22 protein-coding genes are annotated in these 23,738 nt (G+C 49.9%); 15 read left to right on the top strand and 7 right to left on the bottom strand.

Annotated features, from left to right (window positions below; genetic code table 11):
• The first annotated feature begins 50 nt into the window (after window positions 1-50).
• The 6 genes from ABO04_RS03895 to icd are packed head-to-tail and all read left to right on the top strand — an operon-like array spanning window position 51 to window position 5,339.
• Complete coding sequence (locus ABO04_RS03895) at window positions 51-683, top strand: L-threonylcarbamoyladenylate synthase (RefSeq protein WP_160809379.1); 633 nt, start codon at window positions 51-53, stop codon at window positions 681-683.
• Entirely contained in the window at window positions 676-1,341 is a 666-nt protein-coding gene (locus tag ABO04_RS03890; protein ID WP_160809378.1) for a site-2 protease family protein, read from the top strand. Before ABO04_RS03895 ends, ABO04_RS03890 begins: the two co-directional genes overlap by 8 nt.
• A gap of 52 nt (window positions 1,342-1,393) precedes the next feature.
• Complete coding sequence (locus tag ABO04_RS03885) at window positions 1,394-2,599, top strand: tryptophan--tRNA ligase (protein WP_160809377.1); 1,206 nt, start codon at window positions 1,394-1,396, stop codon at window positions 2,597-2,599.
• Complete coding sequence (locus ABO04_RS03880; protein ID WP_160809376.1) at window positions 2,596-3,441, top strand: ScpA family protein; 846 nt, start codon at window positions 2,596-2,598, stop codon at window positions 3,439-3,441. Before ABO04_RS03885 ends, ABO04_RS03880 begins: the two co-directional genes overlap by 4 nt.
• A complete protein-coding gene (gene scpB, locus ABO04_RS03875; RefSeq protein WP_160809375.1) occupies window positions 3,407-4,069 on the top strand; it encodes an SMC-Scp complex subunit ScpB in 663 nt (220 codons plus the stop codon). The genes ABO04_RS03880 and scpB overlap by 35 nt, the downstream gene beginning before the upstream one ends.
• A 22-nt stretch (window positions 4,070-4,091) precedes the next feature.
• Window positions 4,092-5,339, top strand: a complete 1,248-nt coding sequence (gene icd, locus ABO04_RS03870; RefSeq protein WP_160809374.1) for an NADP-dependent isocitrate dehydrogenase — start codon at window positions 4,092-4,094, stop codon at window positions 5,337-5,339.
• Between the two features lie 134 nt (window positions 5,340-5,473).
• Here icd and ABO04_RS03865 read toward each other — a convergent pair whose 3' ends face one another.
• A complete protein-coding gene (locus ABO04_RS03865) occupies window positions 5,474-5,677 on the bottom strand; it encodes a cold-shock protein (RefSeq protein WP_004174375.1) in 204 nt (67 codons plus the stop codon).
• 371 nt (window positions 5,678-6,048) lie between these two features.
• Between ABO04_RS03865 and clpS the strand changes: the two genes are divergently transcribed.
• The 4 genes from clpS to pyrE all read left to right on the top strand — a co-directional run bounded on the left by clpS (window position 6,049) and on the right by pyrE (window position 10,466).
• Window positions 6,049-6,360 carry an ATP-dependent Clp protease adapter ClpS gene (clpS, locus tag ABO04_RS03860; RefSeq protein WP_160809373.1) on the top strand — a complete coding sequence of 104 codons (312 nt, stop codon included), beginning with the start codon at window positions 6,049-6,051 and terminating at the stop codon, window positions 6,358-6,360.
• Between the two features lies 1 nt (window position 6,361).
• Window positions 6,362-8,632 carry an ATP-dependent Clp protease ATP-binding subunit ClpA gene (gene clpA, locus ABO04_RS03855; protein WP_160809372.1) on the top strand — a complete coding sequence of 757 codons (2,271 nt, stop codon included), beginning with the start codon at window positions 6,362-6,364 and terminating at the stop codon, window positions 8,630-8,632.
• A 15-nt stretch (window positions 8,633-8,647) separates the two neighbouring features.
• Window positions 8,648-9,709, top strand: a complete 1,062-nt coding sequence (locus ABO04_RS03850; RefSeq protein ID WP_160809371.1) for a TRAP transporter substrate-binding protein — start codon at window positions 8,648-8,650, stop codon at window positions 9,707-9,709.
• Window positions 9,710-9,803: 94 nt separating this feature from the next.
• Window positions 9,804-10,466, top strand: coding sequence for an orotate phosphoribosyltransferase (gene pyrE, locus ABO04_RS03845; protein WP_160809370.1), 663 nt, complete (start codon window positions 9,804-9,806; stop codon window positions 10,464-10,466).
• Between the two features lie 34 nt (window positions 10,467-10,500).
• Here the strand turns inward: pyrE and ABO04_RS03840 are convergent, their stop codons facing one another.
• The 4 genes from ABO04_RS03840 to yjgA all read right to left on the bottom strand — a co-directional run bounded on the left by ABO04_RS03840 (window position 10,501) and on the right by yjgA (window position 13,656).
• Entirely contained in the window at window positions 10,501-11,856 is a 1,356-nt protein-coding gene (locus ABO04_RS03840; RefSeq protein WP_160809369.1) for an MFS transporter, read from the bottom strand.
• The gene (locus tag ABO04_RS03835) at window positions 11,853-12,626 is read right to left on the bottom strand and encodes an exodeoxyribonuclease III (protein WP_160809368.1); all 774 of its coding nucleotides are present in this window, start codon (window positions 12,624-12,626) and stop codon (window positions 11,853-11,855) included. The genes ABO04_RS03840 and ABO04_RS03835 overlap by 4 nt, the downstream gene beginning before the upstream one ends.
• 13 nt (window positions 12,627-12,639) lie before the next feature.
• Window positions 12,640-12,849 carry a hypothetical protein gene (locus tag ABO04_RS12030; RefSeq protein WP_240141403.1) on the bottom strand — a complete coding sequence of 70 codons (210 nt, stop codon included), beginning with the start codon at window positions 12,847-12,849 and terminating at the stop codon, window positions 12,640-12,642.
• A 291-nt stretch (window positions 12,850-13,140) separates the two neighbouring features.
• Complete coding sequence (gene yjgA / locus ABO04_RS03825) at window positions 13,141-13,656, bottom strand: ribosome biogenesis factor YjgA (RefSeq protein ID WP_160809366.1); 516 nt, start codon at window positions 13,654-13,656, stop codon at window positions 13,141-13,143.
• A 240-nt stretch (window positions 13,657-13,896) separates the two neighbouring features.
• On the opposite strand from yjgA, the gene pmbA reads away from it, so the two are divergent.
• The 4 genes from pmbA to ABO04_RS03805 all read left to right on the top strand — a co-directional run bounded on the left by pmbA (window position 13,897) and on the right by ABO04_RS03805 (window position 18,269).
• A complete protein-coding gene (gene pmbA, locus ABO04_RS03820; protein ID WP_160809365.1) occupies window positions 13,897-15,264 on the top strand; it encodes a metalloprotease PmbA in 1,368 nt (455 codons plus the stop codon).
• A gap of 38 nt (window positions 15,265-15,302) precedes the next feature.
• Window positions 15,303-15,857: a TRAP transporter small permease subunit gene (locus tag ABO04_RS03815; RefSeq protein ID WP_160809364.1), complete on the top strand. Its 555-nt coding sequence runs from the start codon at window positions 15,303-15,305 to the stop codon at window positions 15,855-15,857.
• Between the two features lie 82 nt (window positions 15,858-15,939).
• A complete protein-coding gene (locus ABO04_RS03810; RefSeq protein WP_160809363.1) occupies window positions 15,940-17,226 on the top strand; it encodes a TRAP transporter large permease subunit in 1,287 nt (428 codons plus the stop codon).
• A 134-nt stretch (window positions 17,227-17,360) separates the two neighbouring features.
• Entirely contained in the window at window positions 17,361-18,269 is a 909-nt protein-coding gene (locus tag ABO04_RS03805; RefSeq protein ID WP_160809362.1) for a DMT family transporter, read from the top strand.
• 27 nt (window positions 18,270-18,296) lie between these two features.
• On the opposite strand, the gene ABO04_RS03800 is transcribed toward ABO04_RS03805, so the two are convergent.
• The gene (locus tag ABO04_RS03800; protein WP_160809361.1) at window positions 18,297-20,714 is read right to left on the bottom strand and encodes a Tex family protein; all 2,418 of its coding nucleotides are present in this window, start codon (window positions 20,712-20,714) and stop codon (window positions 18,297-18,299) included.
• 292 nt (window positions 20,715-21,006) lie between these two features.
• Between ABO04_RS03800 and ABO04_RS03795 the strand changes: the two genes are divergently transcribed.
• Window positions 21,007-21,801: an SDR family oxidoreductase gene (locus ABO04_RS03795; RefSeq protein ID WP_160809360.1), complete on the top strand. Its 795-nt coding sequence runs from the start codon at window positions 21,007-21,009 to the stop codon at window positions 21,799-21,801.
• Between the two features lie 21 nt (window positions 21,802-21,822).
• Here the strand turns inward: ABO04_RS03795 and ABO04_RS03790 are convergent, their stop codons facing one another.
• Window positions 21,823-23,715 carry a SurA N-terminal domain-containing protein gene (locus ABO04_RS03790; RefSeq protein ID WP_160809359.1) on the bottom strand — a complete coding sequence of 631 codons (1,893 nt, stop codon included), beginning with the start codon at window positions 23,713-23,715 and terminating at the stop codon, window positions 21,823-21,825.
• Between the last annotated feature and the right edge of the window lie 23 nt (window positions 23,716-23,738).

Here is a 23,738-nt window from a genome sequence, read left to right as displayed (position 1 = left end):
AATTAAGAATACCCGCCATTTCCTTACTATAACCGCTTTAAAAAACAGCCATGGCTCAATTTTTTTCCATACACCCGCAAACACCTCATTTAAGGCTGATCCGTCAGGCAGCTGATATTGTTCGCAACGGCGGCATCATTGCTTATCCAACCGACTCCTGCTACGCACTGGGCTGCCAGATTGGCAACAAAGAGGCAATGGATCGTATACGAACGATCCGCAAAGTCGATGCAAATCACAATTTCACACTGGTATGCCGGGATCTGGCAGAAATAGCAACGTATGCCAAAGTGGATAATGCGCAATATCGCCTACTCAAAGCTACTACTCCCGGAAGCTACACTTTCATTCTGACCGCAAGCCGTGAAGTTCCACGCCGCCTTCAGCATCCCAAGCGCCATACGATCGGGCTGCGCATCCCCGAGCATCCTGTTACCCAGGCATTGTTAGCGGAATTAAATGAACCCTTGCTAAGCTCAACCCTCATTCTCCCAGAAGACGAACTCCCGCTGAACGATGCTGAAGAAATACGACAGCGCCTGGAACATCAGATCGAGTTGATCATGGATGCTGGCTCATGTGGCACCCGCATGACTACCGTCATCGATCTGACGGAAGCAACTCCGAAAGTTGCCCGCCTTGGGAAAGGCGATCTATCACCTTTCGGAATCACCCATGGATGACATCATTCAGGGCATTGCTATTTACGCATTGCCTGTTATTTTTGCCATCACATTGCATGAGGCGGCACATGGCTATGTTGCCAGACATTTTGGTGATCTGACCGCAGAAAAAGCCGGGCGTATCAGCTTGAATCCGCTCAGACACATTGATCCTTTTGGCACCATTCTGCTTCCCTTAATGCTGTTTCTGACCAGCAAGCTGGTAATGGGTAACGGCTTGCTTTTCGGCTGGGCCAAACCGGTCCCTGTCAATTTTAATCAGTTGCGCCAACCCAAGAAAAACATGCTGTGGGTGGCTGCCGCTGGGCCTGGCGCAAATCTGCTGATGGCATTCTTCTGGGCTGCTATCATCAAGTTCGGCATAAGCGTACCTGACGGTATTTATACAAAACCCATGATATTGATGGGTATTGCCGGTATCGAAATCAATGTGATTTTGATGGTACTGAACCTTCTGCCTCTACCACCACTTGATGGCGGGCGGATTGCCGTCAGTCTGCTACCCAACAGGCTTGCCTGGAAATTTGCCCAAATTGAACCCTATGGGTTTGCAATCCTGCTGGTACTACTTATCAGCGGTGCTCTGGGTGCGATGCTATGGCCCCTGATTACAATCACCAAACAGATGATTGTCATACTTTTCGGTCTTTATGTATAAATCGATACTTTTATGTTTTCTCTGATTCCATGTTACCCGGAGCTCTGTAAAAATGTTTGTTGACCGTGTTCTTTCAGGCATGCGTCCCACAGGAAATCTACATCTGGGACACTACCACGGTGTATTAAAAAACTGGCTGATCTTGCAGCAAAAATATGAATGTCTCTTTTTTGTAGCGGACTGGCATGCACTGACAACTCATTACGACTCCCCCGAAATCATCGAACAGAACAGCTGGAATATGGTGATCGACTGGCTGGCAGCAGGAGTGGATCCTGCACAGGCGACTCTGTTCATCCAATCGAAAGTCCCTGCGCACGCCGAATTATATTTACTATTGTCGATGATTACCCCGCTTGGCTGGCTGGAACGTGTCCCCACTTACAAGGATCAGCAGGAAAAGCTTGTCGAGAAGGATCTCGGCACCTACGGTTTTCTGGGATATCCGCTTTTACAAAGTGCTGACATCCTGGTTTATCGAGCCAATCTCGTTCCCGTGGGTGAGGATCAGGCTCCACATCTGGAATTTACGCGTGAAATATCCCGCCGATTCAACCATATCTTTGGCAAAGAACCGGATTCTGAGAACAAGACAGCGCAAGCCATCAAAAAAATGGGCTCAAAAAAAGGAAAGCTTTACAGAGAACTGCGCAAACGCTACCAGGAACAAGGCGATGAAAACGCGCTGACTGAAGCCAGATTATTGCTGGAGGAACTGCAGAATCTCAGCATGGATGACCGCGAACGACTATCCGGCTATCTGGAAGGAAGGCACAAGATTATTTTGCCCGAGCCACAAACGCTATTGACCAAGGCCTCTAAAATGCCCGGCCTGGATGGTCAGAAAATGTCCAAATCGTATGGCAATACCATTGGCTTACGTGAAGATGCAGATAGCATCACTCGAAAAATCCGCACTATGCCAACCGATCCGGCGCGCGTTCGTCGCAACGATCCCGGCAACCCAGAAAAATGCCCGGTATGGCAGTTTCATCAGCTTTATTCGTCAGAGGATATCCGGAAATGGGTGTGGGAAGGCTGCACAACAGCAGGGATCGGATGTCTGGAATGCAAGCAACCAGTCATTCAGTCGATACTTGAGGCGCAGGTGCCCATTCTGGAACGTGCCAGAATGTATGAAGAAGATCCTGCCCAGGTCAGAAAAATCATCGCTGAAGGGAGTGAAAAAGCCAACCAACTGGCGGAGGAAACCATGCGGGATGTCAGAGCGGCACTGGGAATTGGATATCAGCAATGAATAATATCTCCGGGAAAGTTTCTGCAGATACTGGAAATATACTGGACAACATTGCATTAATTGATCCAATCGCAAGAGTAGAAGGCATACCGCTACTGGAATTTCCGCAAGATCTGTATATTCCACCCGGGGCACTCCAGGTTTTTCTGGAAACGTTTGAAGGACCACTTGATCTGTTGCTTTACCTGATCCGCAAGCACAATCTGGATATTCTCGATATTCCCATGGCCGAACTCACCCGGCAATATATTGCCTATGTCGAAACCATGCGTGTTGATCAATTTGAACTGGCTGCAGAATATCTACTCATGACTGCGCTGCTGATCGACATCAAATCTCGCATGCTGCTGCCGCGCCCGGTGACCGTCCAGGAAGAAGAAGCCGATCCCCGGGCAGAACTGGTACGACAACTCCTGGAATACGAACGGATCAAACAGGCTGCTATCCATATCCATAGCTTGCCAGTCGCTGGCAAGGATTTCATGCTGACTTCTGTTCAGGCCAATTTCTCTACCCGGAAACAGCTCCCCGATGTAAGTCCTCAAGACCTGTTTGACACTTGGCTTGCGCTGATAGAGCATCTCAAACTCAACCGTAACCACACCATCCATTACGAAACTCTCTCTGTACGTGCATGCATGAGTGAAATCCTGAGAAATCTGCAATCCCGGGACAGCGCCCCTTTTACCGAATTATTCAGTGATACCTCTAATATCCACAAGCTCGTAGCCAGTTTCCTCGCACTGCTGGAACTGGCCCGGGAAGCACTGGTTGATATTGTTCAGTCAGATCGTTTTGGAACAATTTATGTCCAACCCAGCCATTCCGATCGAGTCCGTTGAAGCACATCCGGTTCATTCACCGGATCAAATTGTCAGGATTATTGAAGCTGCACTGCTGACTGCATCCGAGCCCTTGGCCATCAGCGATCTCATGAAGCTCTTCGAGGGCAATGTTGATAAAAAAACACTGCTTGCATCTCTGATCATTCTGAGTGGGAAATGGTGTGACAGCGGCATAGAACTGGTTTCAGTCGCGGGAGGATGGCGCTTCCAGAGCAAACCCGAGATGCAGGTTTTTATAGATCGACTCAGCCCGCAAAGACCACCGCGTTACTCACGTGCGGTAATGGAAACACTAACCATCATTGCCTATCGCCAACCTGTTACTCGCGGTGATATAGAAGCCATTCGAGGCGTGGCGGTTTCCACACCAATCATCAAAACACTGGAATCACGCGGCTGGATCGAAACCATTGGACAACGTGACATACCAGGCAGACCCTATCTTTATGCGACAACCCAGCATTTTCTCGATGATTTGAATTTACAATCGCTGGAGCAACTGCCCTCTCTGAATAATTTTGATCCGCTTGATCTGTCTGCTACTGCTACCGCAACCGAATCAATCGATATGGAAATATCTACCGTTCAGGAATCCGATAAATCCGTTACACATGAACCAACATAACCTTTTAACTTCTGGAGACATCATGTATCAGCATATCAAGGTACCGATCACTGGTAGCAAAATTCAGGTGAAAAGCGATTCCACCCTGGTTGTACCAGACAACCCGATCATCCCCTTTATCGAGGGAGATGGCATAGGTGTGGATATCACACCAGTCATGATCAATGTAGTCGATAGCGCAGTAAAAAAAGCATACGGTGACTCCCGAAAGATTTCCTGGATGGAAATATATGCAGGCGAGAAAGCAACTCGTGTCTATGGACAGGATATCTGGCTACCGGATGAAACCTTGCAGGCAGCAAGAGAATTTGTAGTATCCATCAAGGGGCCTCTGACCACACCTGTAAGTGGAGGCATTCGCTCGATCAACGTTGCGCTGCGCCAGCTATTGGATTTATACGTATGTCTGCGCCCGGTACGCTATTTTCAGGGCGTACCCAGCCCGGTTAAACAACCGGAAAAAGTGGATATGGTTATATTTCGCGAAAACTCAGAAGACATCTACGCGGGGATCGAGTGGGAAGCTGGAACAGGAGCTGTTGAAAAAGTAATCCATTTCCTGATGGCAGAAATGGAAATTACCAAGATCCGGTTTCCGCGCTCCTCTGCGATCGGGATCAAACCAGTTTCAAAAGAAGGCAGTGAACGCTTGATCAGAAAAGCAATTCAATACGCAATCGACCATAAACGGCGCTCTGTCACGCTAGTGCACAAGGGCAACATCATGAAATTCACCGAAGGCGCCTTCAAAAAATGGGGTTACGAACTGGCAGCAAAAGAATTTGGTGCGGAATTGCTGGATGGTGGACCGTGGATGAGACTACGGCATGATGGCAATGAAATTATCATCAAGGATGTCATTGCCGACGCTTTCTTGCAGCAAATCCTGCTGCGTCCGAATGAATATGATGTCATTGCCACACTTAATTTGAATGGTGACTATATTTCTGATGCTCTGGCTGCGCAGGTAGGAGGTATCGGAATTGCTCCCGGTTCAAACATGAGCGACAGCATCGCCATTTTCGAGGCGACACACGGTACAGCACCCAAATACGCTGGTAAGGATCAAGTCAATCCAGGATCAATTATTTTGTCAGCAGAGATGATGCTCAGACATGTCAACTGGCAGGAAGCCGCTGATATTATTATTCTTTCGATGGAAAAAACGATTCAGGACAGAATCATGACCTATGATCTGGCAAGACTTACGCCGAATGCCAAACAGGTCACTTCTTCAGAATTTGGAAATGCGATGACACAAAGAATGTAACAAAAATCATTGATTAAGGATTTCTGTCAAATTCGTTTCAGAAGTATACTTCACAAATCAGGCCCCCGATCTAAAATCCTTGTAATTTCAGATCGGGGAAAACTGACATTCAACAGTCAGTTTTTACCGCCAGGTCAGGCAGATTGAATATTGGAAGCCTGCTTGCCTTTTGGTCCCTGTGTCACTTCAAAGCTTACTTTCTGGCCTTCTTTCAGGGTCTTGAAACCTGACATATTAATCGCTGAGAAATGTGCAAACAAATCCTCGCTGCCGTCATCCGGTGTAATAAAACCAAATCCCTTAGAATCATTGAACCACTTTACTGTGCCTGTTGCCATTTCTACTTCCTATAAAAAACTGGGCCGGATACCCTGATACTATTTGAATTTCAAGACCGCAAACGGCTCTAACCAGTACTGCAGAAAACTTGAAGCCAAACGCCGGTTGCAGTTTTACGCAAAATATGTCCCAAGTCAAGCAAAGATACGATGTTGACGTTACAAATCTTCATTGATGAAATGCAGCAGTAACTGTCTTACTGATTACTCAAGAAAAAGAGGAGCTCTGTCGTAATCGACTCAGACAACTTTGGGAAAGAAAACAGCTATAAACACCGAAAAGATCAAGTTAACGGTTAGAATACGGAAGTCGGTATTGATCAATATTTTTCTTATAAAATAGCGGACTCGGAACATCGAAAACATAAGCCATGGCAGCAGATAATCAAAACCCCGGAAGTGTTATCGAAAAGGGCAAAACCAGGTTGACTCCTCCGCCCTTATACAAGGTAATACTGATTAATGATGATTTTACGCCCATGGATTTTGTGATAAAGGTATTACGCCTCTTCTTCTTTATGGATGAAGAGATGGCAACTCGAATCATGTTGAAAATTCATACTGAAGGCGCGGGTGTCTGTGGAACTTATCCCGGCGATATTGCAGCCACAAAAGTACAAAAAATCAATGAATTCTCAAAACAAAATCAGCATCCACTCATGTGTGTGATGGAGAAGGAATAATATGATTGCGCAAGAACTGGAAGTAAGTTTGCATATGGCTTTCGTTGAATCACGACAGAAGCGTCACGAATTCATCACGGTTGAACACCTGCTACTGGCTCTGCTGGATAATCCCAGTGCCATCAAGGTATTACTCGCCTGCACAGTCGATATCGAGGATTTACGCAAATCCCTGCAGGACCATATCGCGCGCCACACACCGGTAGTAGAAGGGTCCGAAGATGTTGACACTCAACCTACCCTGGGTTTTCAACGGGTCATTCAAAGAGCCATTCTTCATGTCCAATCTTCCGGCAAAAAAGAAGTCACCGGCGCTAATGTTCTGGTTGCAATCTTTGGTGAAAAAGATTCACATGCAGTTTATTTTCTACAGCAAAAAGGGGTAACACGACTGGATGTGGTGAATTATATTTCCCATAAGATAGACAAAACTGTACAAAACAGCGAATCCGAGAAAAATGAAGAAGGCGCTGACGGCGAACGGCGAGATTCAGACAATCCACTGGAAAGTTACACCATCAATCTAAATAAGCAGGCTGCCGCCAACCGGATAGATCCTCTGATCGGACGCGAAAAAGAAGTCGAACGCGTTATCCAGACATTGTGCCGTCGTCGCAAAAACAACCCGCTGCTGGTGGGTGAAGCTGGTGTTGGAAAAACCGCTATTGCCGAAGGACTGGCCAGAAGAATTACTGAAAACCGGGTACCAGATGTACTCGCCGGTCACCAGGTCTATGCCTTGGACATGGGAGCGTTACTGGCCGGAACAAAATATCGAGGTGATTTTGAACAGCGGCTTAAAGCAGTATTAAAACAGCTCACGGACAACCCTAAAGCAATTTTATTCATTGACGAAATCCATACCCTGATTGGCGCTGGCGCCGCATCAGGCGGAACGCTGGATGCATCCAATCTGCTCAAACCGGCACTCGGCTCCGGTCGCCTGAAGTGTATCGGAGCCACCACCTACAACGAATATCGAGGGATTTTTGAAAAAGATCACGCTCTGTCTCGCCGTTTTCAGAAAATTGATATCGTCGAGCCTGATATCAGCGAAACTGTAGAAATTTTGCGTGGGTTGAAATCCCGCTATGAAAAACATCACAACGTCAGATACACCGAAGTTGCACTGACTGCTGCCGCAGAATTATCAGCACGTTTTATCAATGATCGTCACCTGCCAGACAAAGCAATTGATGTCATTGATGAAGCCGGTGCAGCCCAGCGGGTACTCCCCAAATCCAAGCAACGGAAAATTATCGGCAAGCAGGAAATTGAGCAGGTCATCGCTGGAATCGCACGCATACCGCCGCAGAACGTTTCCAGCGATGACCGCAACAAACTCAAAACACTGGATCGTGATCTCAAAGCCATTGTTTTCGGGCAGGATGCGGCAATTGATGCACTCACTGCCGCTATCAAAATGGCACGCAGCGGCCTGGGAAATACCGGCAAACCTGTCGGTTCCTTCCTGTTCTCCGGACCAACCGGGGTCGGAAAAACCGAGGTGGCACGTCAGCTTGCCTATACGCTTGGTATTCCTTTACACCGCTTTGATATGTCCGAATACATGGAGCGCCATGCAGTTTCAAGATTGGTTGGTGCGCCGCCGGGTTATGTCGGATTCGATCAGGGCGGCCTGCTGACCGAAACCATCATCAAGCAGCCGCACGCTGTACTGCTGCTGGATGAGATCGAAAAGGCACACCCCGATATCTTCAACGTTATGCTCCAGATCATGGACTATGGCACATTAACGGACAACAGCGGGCGCAAAGCCGATTTTCGTAACGTCACTATCATCATGACGACGAATGCGGGCGCTGACACGCTGACCCAAACATCAATCGGGTTTACCAAGCATGCAAAATCCGGAGACGAAATGGTTGAAATCAAACGACTGTTTACACCCGAATTTCGTAACCGACTGGATGCCATCATCTCGTTTGCACCACTGAATGAAGTCATCATATTGCGCGTTGTTGACAAGTTCCTGATAGAACTCGAAGCCCAGCTGCAGGAAAAGAAAGTGGATGTCACGTTCACTGACAATCTGCGCAGCCACCTTGCCCGTCACGGATTCGATCCGCTCATGGGCGCCCGCCCCATGGCCCGGCTTATCCAGGACATTATTCGTCGTGCACTCGCTGATGAATTACTCTTTGGGCGACTGGTAAACGGGGGCAAGGTAACTGTAGATATTGGTAAAGATGACAAGGCTGTTCTCACATTTGAAAACGAGGAAAATGTAGCTGCACCTGTCACATCCTAAAATCCAAAGAACAAAATGAACTTCCGGACACGCTTCCATACATTTTCCCTTGCACTTCTGATTTTCTTCTTCTCCCCGCTTGCCAGTGCAAACGCCATTTACACATGGCGCCTGGCCATGTCTTGGCCGGAAGGAACGCCCATGCTGCACAACGCAGCCAAACGTTTTGCTGAAAATGTCGAAAAAATGTCGGGAGGGCGTATGCACATCATTGTCGATGCGCCCGGACGACATAAATCTGCTCTGGGAATTTTTGATTTTGTGCGGATCGGCGCATACGAAATGGGCCATACCGCTTCCTACTACTATAAAGGTAAAGACCCGGCAACCACGTTTTTCACAACAACACCATTTAGTATGACACCCACTGAAATGAACGCCTGGTATTACTATGGCGGTGGGCTGGAACTGTTGCATAAAGTCTATGCCCGGCACAACATCGTTGCATTCCCGGCTGGAAACACACACATTCAGATGGGCGGGTGGTTCAGAAATAAAATTCACTCACTGAAAGACCTGCAGGGACTAAAGATGCGCATTCCCGGACATGCAGGTGAAGTGGTGGAAAAAATCGGCATGAAACCTGTCAATATCCCGCCCGGTGAACTTTATACAGCGCTGGAACGCCGCACAATTGATGCCGTTGAATGGCTGGGCCCCGCCAACGATGAAAAAATGGGCTTTCAACAAATTGCTCCCTACTACTACACCGGATGGCACGAACCCGGTGCGGAACTGCATCTCTTCGTTAACAAGGAAAAATTTGATGCGCTGGCCGAAGATCTGCGCACCATCATCGCAGTGGCCGCCAAGGAAGCTTCGCTTGATATGTTGTCTGAGTCCTTCTATCGTAACAGCCTAGCTTGGGAAAAAATGCGTGAGGAGCATGGTATCCATATTCGCACCTTTCCTGATGACGTGCTCCAGGCTTTCAAAGAGGCTAACGATGAGCTGCTGCAGCAGGTTGCCGACAAATCGCCGCTTGCCCGTGAAGTCATTGAAAGTCAAAGGACGTTCCTGAACAAAGCAAAGGAATGGAGCAAAATTACAGACCAGAACTACCTGGAGTTACGTTGATTTTCAGCCTGAACAACGCTTTGCCGGAATGCAAAACAAGTTGCCCTGCCATCACATATAGCCAGCAACCCGATTCTAATACCCATAACCCAGAATGATAGATTTCCGGCAAAAATTCATTGATTTCGCTCTTCAGTACAACGTCTTGCGCTTTGGTAATTTCAAAACTAAGGCTGGCCGCCCTTCTCCCTATTTCTTCAATGCCGGTCTGTTCAACGATGGCTTTGCACTGAAACAACTCGGCCAGTTCTACGCACAGGCCATCCTTGATTCCGACATCCGTTTCGATGCCCTGTTTGGCCCGGCCTACAAAGGCATTCCGCTAGTCAGTACCATCGCCATCGGGCTTGCCGAGGCCGGGCATAACCATCCCTTCAGCTTCAACCGCAAGGAAATCAAGGATCACGGTGAGGGCGGTAATATCGTGGGCGCGCCGCTGGCCGGACACATCCTGATCGTTGACGATGTCATATCAGCCGGCCTTTCCGTTGGAGAGTCCGTCACCCTGATTCGCACAGCCGGCGCCACCCCGTGCGGCATCATGGTTGCACTGGATCGCATGGAAAAAGGTGAGCGTGAATGTTCCACTCTGCAGGAAGTCAGGGACAGGCACGGTATCCCGGTCATGTCCCTGATCACGCTGGACGATATCGTCGCTTATTTACATACCCGACAAGATCTTTCCTGCCATATCCCGGCAATAAAAATCTATCGCACACGCTACGGCGCGAAAGTGCCGGACACCCCCGATCGATAACCAGCCCGCTGACTTGCTGTTATCCGAATCAGAATCAAGCTTTGCCAGACCCTTGTGCTAATCCTGCAAAATCGATTCGCCCCACTTTCCATACCAGTATCAGCACTGGCACCCCCAGCAATGCTGTGCCGGCAAAAAACAGTTCGTAGCCATAGGCATCGACGAATTCACCACTGAAACCAGCGATAAATTTGGGCAGCAACAGCATAATCGAGCTGAACAGCGCATACTGGGTGGCAGAATAGGCAGCATGTGTCAGCCCGGAAAGATAGGCAACGAAAGCGGAGGAAGCGATCCCCGCCGAAAGGTTGTCGGCAGAAATGGTAAAGATCAACCCGCTCACATCGTGCCCTCTGCCTGCCAGCCACACGAACAGAAGATTGGTGGCTGCCGACAATACTGCTCCCAAAAACAGCGTACGTATCACGCCAATCCGGGCAATCAGCACCCCACCGATGGTCGCGCCCAGAATAGTCATGACCACACCATATACCTTGGAGATCGTCGCCACTTCGTCCTTGGTATAGCCCATATCCACGTAAAACGGATTGCTCATGATGCCCATGACCACGTCCGAAATCCGATATACCGCAATCAACGCCAGAATCAGCAGCGCATGGTAACCAAAACGCACGAAAAAATCACGAAACGGAGCAACCACGGCCTCCTGCAGCCAAACAAGCAACCGGGGCGACGAACCATCCTGATCTTCAGAAAATAATGGATCAACTGGCACCTCCGGTTCCCGGATCACCAATGTGGTAATGATACCGATCAACATACTGCCAGCCATGCACCCATACGCCCACTGCCAAGATGAGGCGCTGTATTCTCCAGGAACAGTATCCAGAGCAGCCGCAATCCACAAAACTCCGGCTGAGGCCAGAATCATCGCCAGCCGGTAACCTGCCTGATAGGTTGCGGCCATTGCGCCCTGCAACCGTAACGCTACTGCTTCGATCCGGTAGGCATCCAGCGCAATATCCTGAGTAGCAGAAGCAAACGCCACGATCAGCGCAAAAATCACCATATTTGATAAGTTTTCGGCTGGATCGGTACTGGCCATGCCGATCAATGCTCCTCCAATCAGCATCTGTGATAACAACAACCAGGCGCGGCGGCGGCCCAGCCAGCAAGTCAACAGTGGCAACGGCATCCGGTCTACCAGTGGCGCCCACACCCATTTGAAGCCATAGGCCAGTCCCACCCAGCTCAAATGACCAATAGTGGCACGGTCAATTCCCGCTTCGCGCAGCCAGAAAGATAACGTACCCAGTACCAGCAACATCGGCAGGCCCGCTGAGAACCCCAGCAGCAGCATCCCGGCCACTCTCGGGTGGAGATAGATACGCAGCGCATGCAGCCAGCCGGCACATGCATCTGGTTTCATAAGCTGAAGTCGTAATCGACGATAAGCGGAGCGTGATCGGAAAAACGTTCGTCTTTATAAATCGAAGTACGGGCTGCAGAACTGGCCAGATCCGGCGTGGCGATCTGGTAATCGATCCGCCAACCAACATTCTTAGCCCATGCCTGACCCCGATTGGACCACCAGGTGTAGTGATCCGGCTCTGGATTGAGCTTACGGAACACATCCACCAGCTTCAATTCATCGAATACGGTAGACAGCCAGGTGCGTTCTTCCGGCAGAAATCCGGAATTTTTCTGGTTGGAACGCCAGTTTTTGAGGTCGATTTCCTTGTGCGCAATATTCCAGTCTCCGCACAGCAATACCTCGCGACCGCATTCCGCCAATGATTGCAGCAGCGGATAAAAACGCGCCATGAAGAAAAATTTCGCAGCCTGGCGATGTTCTCCGCTCGAGCCGGAAGGAAGATAAATTGAAATAACAGTCAGATTGCCAAAATCCGCTCTCAAGAAGCGCCCTTCTGCATCAATTTCCGGAATACCAATTCCTTCGATAATCTGGTCCGGCGTGTGACGGGTATAGATCCCAACACCGCTGTAACCCCTTTTCTCGGCGCAGTGGAAATAACCACTATAGCCGTTGGGTGAACGCATCACACCATTAATATCATTTTGCTGTGCTTTTAATTCCTGCACACAAATCACATCTGCCTCTTGTTGTGCCAACCAGTCAAAGACGCCCTTACTGGTCGCTGAACGCAGACCGTTCAGATTCAGCGTGATAATTTTCATTTTTTACCAGACCTCAACGGCGGGAAAGATCCGGCTTGCAGTAAACTCGTGCCGGATACCCTGTCACACGGCGCGTGTTCGGAATGACATCCCCGCCACTACGGATACACACCATGGTCGATTTATCCAGATTGTCAAAATACTCGTTTTCTCCTGGCTGAAACGGAGCCGGCGGAACAGCTTCACGGATAGCACGACAGGTTTCGGGCTCATTTTCAGGCACCGGATTATCCGTATGCGGCGGCAACGGACAAAGCTGGCAGGGGTTTCCTGGACACAGGCACCCGTTGCACTTTGCGCTGACAGCGTTACTCGCACCAGCTGTCTGGGCAGCTGACGCTGTTACGGGCAAAACCATCAACATCGAAAATATTGAACATATCATCCATCTCAACCACATCTGCCAATCTCCTTCAAATCAATTACATCAATCCAAATCTTCCAAAAAACCAGGCAGCGCAATCCAACAATCTTTCAATATCAGCCACGATGACTGAGGAACAGCACTATCAGCTTATTCCGGAATAATCTGCCGTAACAGCTGAAACAAGGCGCGAAAACTCTTGGGAGGTTTATCGGCCTGCCTTTCCCTTTCAATGTTACGCAACAAGGTACGCAACTGCCGGACATCGATTTGTGGGTAACTTTGCACGAATTCCGTTACAGCTGACTCATCACTGATCATGCGATCACGCCATCGCTCCAGCTGATGCAGCCACGCGGTATGCTTCAGACTGGAATGCTGCCAGGCATCCAGTTTTTCCTGAACAGGCAGCGGATCAACTGTACGCATCAGCTTGCCAATGAATTGCATCTGACGACGACGTGCGCCATGGCTGGTTATTTTGCGAGCTTCCTGCAGCGCATCGATCAGCTTTTCCGGTAGATCCAGTTCGGCTATTCTGGCCGGCTCAAGCTCAACCAGCCGTTCACCCAGTGCCTGCAAGGCATGCATTTCCTGTTTAAGGCGGGTCTTGCTCGGCTGAGATTCGGATTCGGAAATATCCGGCAGATGATTGGACACAGTCACACGTATCGGGAATAGTCAGGAAACTGTTATCATAACCCGCTTTAAGGAACCCTGGTTAAACTGGACACACTGAAAAATGTGCTTGTGCCACATGGATGGATTCAAAACCACCTTCGGTCACCCAACTTGTCCATAGCTGTAACGATCATTCTTCTTTTGCCCGTTTTCGGCCGGATCAACCCTGATCTGAAAGCGGATCTGTTTCCAACATTCTGACAAATCGCCCCCAGTCCAATTCACATGAATAATTCTAATCATCATCCGGAACTGCTACAGCCGTTCACCTACCCTTACGAGACTCTGCGTCAAATTGCAAACGATGTATTGACATTTGCTAAAAAGAGCGGCGCAGATGCATGCGAGATGCATATTTCTGACGGTTCCGGCCAAAATGTCACCGTACGTCAGGGAGAGGTGGAGACTATCGAATATACACGTGACAAAGGTTTATCCGTCACCGTTTATATCGGATACAAACGTGGCAATGCCAGCAGTTCCGATTTTTCTCCACAGGCTATTCAAGAAACTGTCTCTGCTGCCCTGTCGATTGCCCGGTATACAGCTGACGATATTTACGCCGGACTTGCCGATCAGGATCTACTGGCAACCGCTTTTCCGGACCTTGACCTCTATCACCCGTGGCCACTGCCCGTTGAAGAAGCTATCGAACTGGCACGTCAGTGTGAAGCTGCAGCACTGGCAACAGACAAACGCATCACCAATTCGGAAGGTGCCAGCATATCTGCCAGTGCTTCCCGGTTTGTGTATGCCAACAGCCACGGCTTCAATACGGGCTATCCGTTATCTCGCCACAGCATCAGCTGTGCTGTCATTGCCGGGAAGCAAGACAACATGCAACGTGATTACTGGTACAGCGTTGCGCGTGCGGCCCGTGACCTCGAAGCTATTGAGGCAGTCGGCCGAAAAGCCGGTATGCGCACCCTGGCGCGCCTCGGTGCCAGAAAAATTGCAACCTGCGAGGTGCCGGTACTATTTGAATCAACCCTCTCTTCCAGCTTGTTGGGGTATTTTGCCAAGGCAATCAGTGGCAGCAGCCTTTACCGCAAATCCTCCTTCCTGCTAGACAGCATCGGCCAACAGGTATTTCCTGCAACGATTCAGATCAGAGAATTGCCACATCTGCCAAAAGGCCTGGCAAGTTGCACGTTTGATGATGAAGGTGTCGCTACTCATCCGCGCAAAGTAGTGGAAAACGGTATCGTGCAAGGCTATTTTCTGGGCAGCTATACCGCACGTAAACTTGGCATGCGCTCCACCGGCAACGCTGGCGGCAACCATAACCTGATCCTGGAAAACAATGTATCGCTACCTTTTGATGCTTTATTGAAAAAAATGAACAATGGATTGCTGGTCACTGAACTGCTGGGCCATGGCGTTAATCTCGTCACGGGAGATTACTCCCAAGGCGCTGCCGGATTTTGGGTGGAAAATGGTGAAATCAGCCATCCCGTAGAAGAAATCACCATTGCCGGCAATCTGAAGGAAATGCTAAGAGGTATTGCCGCCGTCGGCAATGATGTCATCGTACGTGGTTCACGCCAGTGTGGTTCGTTGCTGATTGAACACATGACCATCGCCGGACATTAAATCCTCCATGACATGCCGACTGAATGAAAGCATACAAAATGGGAAACTTACATAAACTGGAACACCTGATCGACAGAATCTCCGGGGCAGCAGGCTGGCTGGCGGGCTGGCTGTGTGTATTGATGATCGGCGTGGTATTCACCGATGTCATCGCGCGTTACTTTTTTCACGGTGGCTCAATCGCCATGCAGGAACTGGAATGGCACCTGTTCGCAGCCATCTTTCTGTTGGGAGCCGCTTACGTCGTGCGTGAAGATGCCAATGTACGGGTGGACATTATTTATGCTCGCCTGCAACCGCGTCGCCAGGCAATCATCAACATCTGCGGTTACCTCGTTTTCGTCATTCCCATGTGTACACTGATTCTCTACAGCTCCTGGGATTTCGTCAGTTATTCCTACCAGCTGCAAGAGACATCCAGCGATCCAGGCGGACTGCCCTACCGCTTTGCATTCAAGGCGCTGTTACCCATCGGCTATGGCCTGGTATTGCTTCAGTCACTGGCGGAAATCTTGCGCAACCTGCGACTATTGATGGAAAAACACAATCCACCCCTGACTGATTACGCCGCGCCACGCCAAAAAGAACAATGATCCTATTAACCCTTGTATCAGCGGTTTTCCTGACTGCCATCCTGCCACCTTCGGACAGGCTATTTTTCCAGGAGATTGCCAAATGATTGCGCTATCCATGTTCCTGGTCTGCCTGATCATGCTGGCATTCGGTTTTCCGGTGGCATTTACTTTTGGTGGTGTAGCACTGTTTTATGGCCTGTATTTCGAAGGATTGGATCTGTTTCTGATGGTTGCCGAACGCATGCATTCCATCATGACCAGCGTCACCCTGATGGCAGTACCTCTGTTTATTTTCATGGGCATGATCCTGGAAAAATCTGGGATTGCAGAAAGCATGCTGGAATCGATGGGCTCCCTGTTCGGTCGCATCCGGGGTGGTCTGGCAGTATCGACTATCGTCGTAGGCATGTTGCTGGCGGCAGCAACTGGCGTGGTAGGTGCTTCGGTCATTACCATGGGTCTGATCGCGCTGCCCATCATGTTGAAATACGGCTACGACAAACGGCTGGCCACTGGGGTCATTTGTGCATCGGGCACACTGGGGCAAATCATTCCTCCTTCGATCGTACTGATTATCATGGGTGACGTACTGCAACAACCCGTCGGCAACTTTTTCCGCGCCGCACTGGTACCCGGCCTGCTGTTAGTAGTCGTTTATATTATCTACTGCCTGATACTGGCCTGGTTCAGAAAGGAAGTTGCTCCTTCCGTACCCAATAAAGGAGGGGCTTCCCTCATCCGGCAATACTGGCATGCCTTCAAAACAATTATTCCGGCCCTGTCCCTGGTTATGATTGTGTTGGGAACCGTCATCATCGGCATCGCAACACCGACTGAATCCGCCGCAATGGGCTCGGTTGGCGCAATTATTCTTGCGATACTGAACGGAAAGTTCAAAATCAGTATGTTGCACCAGGTCGCCATGGAAACGACTAAAATCACGACCATGGTATTTACCATTCTGGCAGGTGCCACATTCTTTTCGATGGTGTTCACCTACACCGGTGGTGATGAAGCAGCCGAACTGCTGCTACAGCATCTTCCGGGTGGAAAATGGGGATTCATCCTACTGATGATGCTCACTATCTTTCTGTTGGGGTTTTTTCTCGATTTTGTTGAAATCGCCTATATTTTCATCCCTATGATCACCCCTCTGCTGATCAAGCTGGAAATCGACCCACTGTGGTTTGGCATTCTGGTCGCGCTCAATCTGCAGACTTCTTTCCTCACCCCGCCGGTTGGATTCTCATTATTTTACCTACGGAGCGTGGCGCCCCCATCCGTTACTACCCTCGATATTTACCGGGGTGTTATTCCGTTCATCCTGTTGCAGATATTGACATTGGCACTGGTGGCAGCTTACCCGGGATTAATCAAACTGGTCTGATCTTTCTAAATAAATCAGACAAGATTTACCAGAAACGCTACTTTCCATGATGCTGCTTCAATTCAACTCACATGTACCAAGGTATGGATACCCACCCTCCTGGTACTTCCTCCCATCCTGATCAGAAGACCTGCATGACACACACTCACAACGAGAATCTTGGCTATTTTTACGGATTGATTGCTGTCGTTTTCTTTGCACTCACACTGCCCGCCATGCGCGCTGCCGTAGCAGCACTCGATCCGGTTTTCGTAGCGCTTGGCCGGGGAACCGGCGCTGCCCTGCTGGCAGCTGCCTTTCTATGGATCACCCGCCAACGCCTGCCGACCCGGGAAGAGGCAAAAGGTCTGGTCATTGTTGCTATCGGAGCTGTGATTGGTTTCCCGCTGCTGGCTGCCTGGGCAATCTGTTATGTTGATGCATCACATGGCGGTGTTGTACTCGGCATCTTTCCACTAGCGACTGCTGTTGCAGCGGCCCTGTTTTCCGGTGAGCGCCCGTCCGGCAAATTCTGGCTGTTTGCACTGATGGGCGCGGCTGTGGTAGTCGGCTATTCGCTGAATCAGGCAGGAGGAACACTCCATCTGGCCGATCTCGCGTTGTTCGGATCAGTAATTTGCGCCAGTGTCAGTTATGCGGAAGGGGCAAGGCTGTCCAAATCGCTAGGCGGTCCGCAGGTCATTTCATGGGCGCTGGTTTTTTCCTTTCCTGTTCTGATCATTCCGACCGTGCTTTATGCGCCTGTCACGTTGAATCTGCCTGCAGAATCCTGGATCGGGTTTATTTACCTCACGGTCATCAGCCAGTATCTCGGCTTCTTTCCCTGGTATCACGGACTCGCTTTGGGGGGAATCTCAAAAGTCAGCCAGACCCAGCTGCTGCAGCCATTTATCACCATCATCGCATCGGTATTGTTACTGGGAGAACATGCTGATTTCATGACCTGGCTGGTGGCAGTCCTCGTGGCGATGATCGTCGCGCTGGGCAAGCGTACTCAGGTCAGAGAAAATATTGCCGCCGGCACCACAGCTCACAGCAGCTGAAATCTTCGTACTACAACGCAGGATTCTCTATTTCTTCTTCTGTGCACGTGCCAGCGCAAGCGCCAGTGTACTCATCTGCGCAGGTTTACCCATCCCCGGAGTAGCCTGTGGCTGACGGGAACTGCGTCGGGGTCGCCGACTGTCTGATGCGGTTTTATGTGCTTCCTGATGTGCTCCGGATCGCTCAATCGTTTCAGGAACATCATCCATTCGCATGGTCAGGCTGATACGCTGACGCACCGTGTCCACTGCCAGCACCTTGACTTTGACGATCTGCCCTGGCTTGACGATTTGATGAGGATCCTTGACAAATTTGTTTGCCAATGCTGAAACATGCACCAGACCATCCTGATGCACGCCAATATCGACAAAAGCACCAAAGGCTGCCACATTGGTCACGACGCCTTCAAGCATCATGCCAGGTTGCAGATCAGTCAATGATTCAATTCCTTCCTGAAAGGTGGCTGTTTTGAATTCCGGACGCGGATCACGACCGGGTTTTTCCAGCTCGGACAGAATATCGCGCACGGTCGGCAGACCAAAGGTTTCATCGGCAAACTCTTCGGCAGCCAGTCCCTTGAGCATTTCCGGTTGGCCCATCACCTGCCCGATTCCCTTGTTCAGGCGAGCCAGAATACGCTGCACCACCGGATACGCCTCCGGATGAACAGCAGAGCGATCCAGCGGATTATCGCCCTTATTAATGCGTAGAAACCCCGCTGCCTGTTCAAATGTTTTTCCGCCGACACGCGGCACTTTGAGCAATGTTTTCCGGTTTGGAAACGGGCCGTGAAGATCGCGATAATCGACGATATTCCGGGCCAGTACGCGATTAAGGCCGGAAACCTGGGCCAGCAGTGGAGCAGAAGCGGTATTGACATCCACACCGACCGCATTGACGCAATCTTCCACCGTAGCATCCAGCGATCGCACCAGGGTACGCTGATTCACATCATGCTGATACTGGCCGACACCGATTGATTTGGGCTCGATCTTGACTAGTTCCGCCAGCGGATCCTGCAGCCGTCTGGCAATGGAAACCGCACCACGCAAACTGACATCCAGATCGGGAAATTCTGTTGCAGCCAGTGCAGATGCTGAATAAACCGAGGCACCTGCCTCGCTGACAACGATTTTAGTCAGCTTTGATTCAGGATGCTGCTCCGCTACCCGTCGGATGACCTCGATGGCCAGTTTGTCGGTTTCACGGCTTGCTGTCCCGTTACCAATCGAAATCAACTCAACACCATGCCGGAGCACCAGTTGCACGATAGTTGCCAGCGAACCCTGCCAGTCATTCCGTGGCTGATGCGGATAAATCGTTGCGGTTTCCAGCAATTTTCCGGTAGCATCGACCACGGCCACCTTGCAGCCGGTACGATAACCCGGATCAAGCCCGAGTACAGCTCTGGGCCCTGCCGGGGCCATCAGCAGCAGCTCACGCAGATTGCGGCTGAAGATCCGGATGGCCTCGGTTTCCGCTGCTTCGCGTACCTGCAGCAGCAGCTCGGTGGTAAGATGCAGATGTACCTTAACTCGCCAAGCCCACTGGCAGACTTCCCCCAGCCACTGATCCGCCTTCCGTCCACGATTTTCAACGCCGAAATGGGCGGCAAGCAGGGCGACACAGGGATGGGGAACGCGCTCCCGGGCAGTTTCGTCCAGATCCAGATCGATTCTAAGTATTCCCAGCGCCCGGCCACGAAACAATGCCAGTGCACGGTGCGACGGAATCCGGCGTATTGACTCGGTATAAGCATAATAATCGCGGAATTTTTCTTCTTCCGCCATTTCCTGACCGGTAACCACTACCGAAATCACTTTCCCTTCCTGCCAGAGTTTATTGCGCAATATAGCAAGCAGATCTGCTGTCTCCGCAAAGCGTTCGGTCAGAATATCGCGCGCCCCTTCAAGCGCTGTTTTTGTATCGGGAACATTGATCGCCTCTACTCCTTCAGTAGCCGGCACTACCTTGATATATTTTGTAGCTTCCTGTTCAGGATCAAGTACCGGATTCGCCAGAAGCGCATCCGCCAGCAGCTCCAACCCAGCCTCGCGTGCGATCTGCGCCCGTGTCCGACGTTTGGGTTTGTAGGGTAGATAAATATCTTCCAGCAGCTGCTTGGTTACAGCTTGCTCAATCATAAGGCGCAGTTCATCGGTGAGCTTGCCTTGCTCCCCGATCGAAGCCAGGATGACCTTCCGTCGATCTTCCAATTCCCGCAGATAGATCAAACGTTCTTCCAACAGGCGTAATTGCGTATCGTCCAGATTACCCGTTGCTTCCTTGCGGTATCGTGCAATAAAAGGTACGGTTGCGCCCTCATCAAGCAGCATTACTGCCGCACTGATCTGCCGTGCTGCAGCACCGAGTTCTGTGGCAATAACGTTAATAATCTTTTTTTGTGCTGCTTCCGGGGCTGTTGACAAGGTTAAGGAAATCATAGAATTCATGAGGAAGAAGGGAACCGGTCAGGAAAATACTGGAAATCGCTTAGCTAAAGTAGTCGCTGATATTAATTGATTGATATATCTTCTGCAGCAAGCTACCCAAAATAGTTTTTATCATACCGGACAACCTGTCAATTGAACAAAAACCCGCTCAGCAAGGTCGCAAGGATTTTTCCCGGAAAGCGATGATACAATGCCCACTGCACGTACACAGGGATTGTATTTAATGCACTTCTCATACGATCAGGATGTACTTTAAATAAACAAATAACCGGAGTTTTCAACCATGGGATTTTTAGCTGACCGGCACATTCTGATTACAGGTCTGCTGAGCAACCGGTCCATTGCTTACGGTATCGCCAGGGCGATGCATCGCGAAGGTGCCAAACTGGCATTTACTTATCAATCGGAAGATTTACGCGAGCGCACCGGCAAACTGGCTGCAGAGTTTGGCAGCGATCTGCTGTTCCGCTGTGATGTCAGCCAGGATGAAGAAATCAGCCGCTGTTTCAGCGAATTGGCGGATCGCTGGAATTGGCTGGATGGAATCGTACACTCCATCGCCTTTGCCCCGCGCGCAGCCCTGACGGGCGATTACCTGGAAAGCGTTGATCGGCAGGCCTTTCACATCGCACACGATGTCAGCTCATACAGTTTTTCTGCGCTGGCAAAAGCTGCTCTGCCGCTAATGCAAGGAAGATCAGCCGCCCTGCTAACACTTAGCTATCTCGGCGCTGTACGTGTTATGCCGAACTATAACGTAATGGGACTGGCCAAGGCCAGTCTGGAAGCCAATGTCCGCTTTATGGCTTCCAGTCTTGGCAAACAGGGAATCCGGGTAAATGCAATTTCAGCTGGCCCGATCAGGACTCTGGCAGCATCAGGAATTGGTAATTTTGGCAAGCTGCTGGGTTATGCCGAGAAAGTAGCGCCTTTGAAAAGAAACGTGACAACCGAGGAAGTGGGCAACGTAGCGGCCTTTCTCTGTAGTGAACTGGCCAGTGGTATTACCGGCGAAATTACCTACGTGGATGCTGGATTCAATACCGTTGCATTTAATCTGGATGCTGATGAGCAGTAACCTGTGGGTTACTGCTGCTTATCAGTCATTCTCCTCAATGGGGTTGATTCTTACTTCAGAGCGTTGTCTGAGGCCGGAAAGATAGGCATTTAATTCCTCTTGGCCATGCACCTGCTGCAACTGATTAACAAGCAGTGCATATTTGGAAGATTCACTTTCGGCGGCAGGCACTTTTACCTGATTGATCCGGATCAGATCAAATCCTCCCTTGCTGGTCTTGACCCCGGTATAAGCGGGGAGTTTTCCTGTATCAGCCTGAAAGAGCGCACGCAGGACCTCGTCATCTCCCCCTTTTTTCTGGGTATAAGAAATTGTCACTGGATTTCCCCATTCCAGAGACTCATCAGTCTCTCCCGCCTGCAATCTGGCAAGCTTCTGTTCTCCCTCTTTCTCAGTAGATTCAGCTGCGAGCTGCTGTTTCAGAAATGCAACAATTTTATCCTTGACCAGACCGACTGATTGCACACTGGCAGGACGATGCTCAAGCACTCTGGCTGAAACAAAAGTATCCGGCGCCACCTCAATCGCTTCAGTATTGTAATGATCCCGAATGGCACTCTCCGAAAATACCGCTTGGAGCAAGCGTTCATTGGCAATCACGGAGGGCTCCTTCGAATGGCGATCAATCCAGTCACTTTGCTGAACAGGCAGATTAAACATCTGCGCTACAGGTTGCAGCGTATCACTCTGCTCATAAACAATATTGCTGAAATCCTCGGATATCTCTCCAAACCTGTCCGCGACTTTCTGACGCTGAAGCAGCTGCCTGATATGTTCCTTGACATCATCCAGTTCAGCCACATCCGCGTCTTTCACCTCAGTCAACTTGATGATATGAAAACCAAACGGAGTTTCCACCGGGCCACGTATATCACCCGGTTGCATCTCAAACACCGCATCCTCGAAAGCCTTGATCATCAGACCGCGCGCAAAAAAACCAAGATCTCCATCTGATTTCGCTGAACCCGGATCTTCCGATAATTCCCTGGCCAGCTCTGGAAATTTATCCGGATCCTGTTTTGCCTGTTCCAGGATTTGTTCTGCCTTGGCCTTAATAGATGCCTTTTGTTCCTCAGTTGCGTCGGCAGGAACGGTCAACAGTATATGACTGGCTCTCCGTTCCTCGGCCTGACCAAATTCATCCTGATGTTCATCAAAATATTGCCTGATTTCTTCATCGGAAACCTGTTCCTGCTTCGCCAAATCATCCAAAGATAGCACAACGTATTCGATCCGAACCCGTTCCGGCAGCGTAAAATCCTGACGATGATTATCGTAGTACGACTGAACGGCAGTCTCATCAGGCTCAGCCTGGTCAATATACTGTTCAGGACTGATCGTTACCTGGTTAATCTCGTACTCTGTTTCACTTAGTGCAGCAATCTTGTCTGCAATCATTCTGGAGACAATCACACTTCCGGTGATACCTTCCAGCAGCTGCTGCCGCATCAGATCACTCATCAGTCTCGCTTCAAACATTGCAGGAGACATCCCCTGGCGCTGAAGCAATTCGCGATAGCGCTCATACGAAAATTTATCATCCTCGTGAAAAAGCGCGATATTTTGAATTTCAGCAGACAGACGAGAATCCAGCACGGTCAACCCAACTTGCCCAGCTTCATGACGTAACAATTTCTGCTGAATCAGGTTCTCCAGAACAGCCATACGCATCTGCGGATTATCCAGCAAAGCAGCATCAAAATTTTCCCCCAGCATATTACGCAGATTTTCCTGCTGGTTGCGTAACGCCTGCTCATACTCCTGGCGACTGATTTCCTCGCCATCAACAGATGCAACGCTACTCGCACCCCCCATACCCTGATACGATTCCAACCCCCAGAATAAAAATGGCAAGAGGGCAATAAAAAGCACAATCTGGACTATCGTCTTCTTTTGGTTTACAAAATCAAACACGGCGAATACTCGAAAAAAAGGAA

This window comes from Nitrosomonas sp. HPC101, from assembly GCF_009833125.1.
Taxonomy (GTDB): domain Bacteria; phylum Pseudomonadota; class Gammaproteobacteria; order Burkholderiales; family Nitrosomonadaceae; genus Nitrosomonas.
This window is presented reverse-complemented; position numbering and strand designations above follow the sequence as displayed.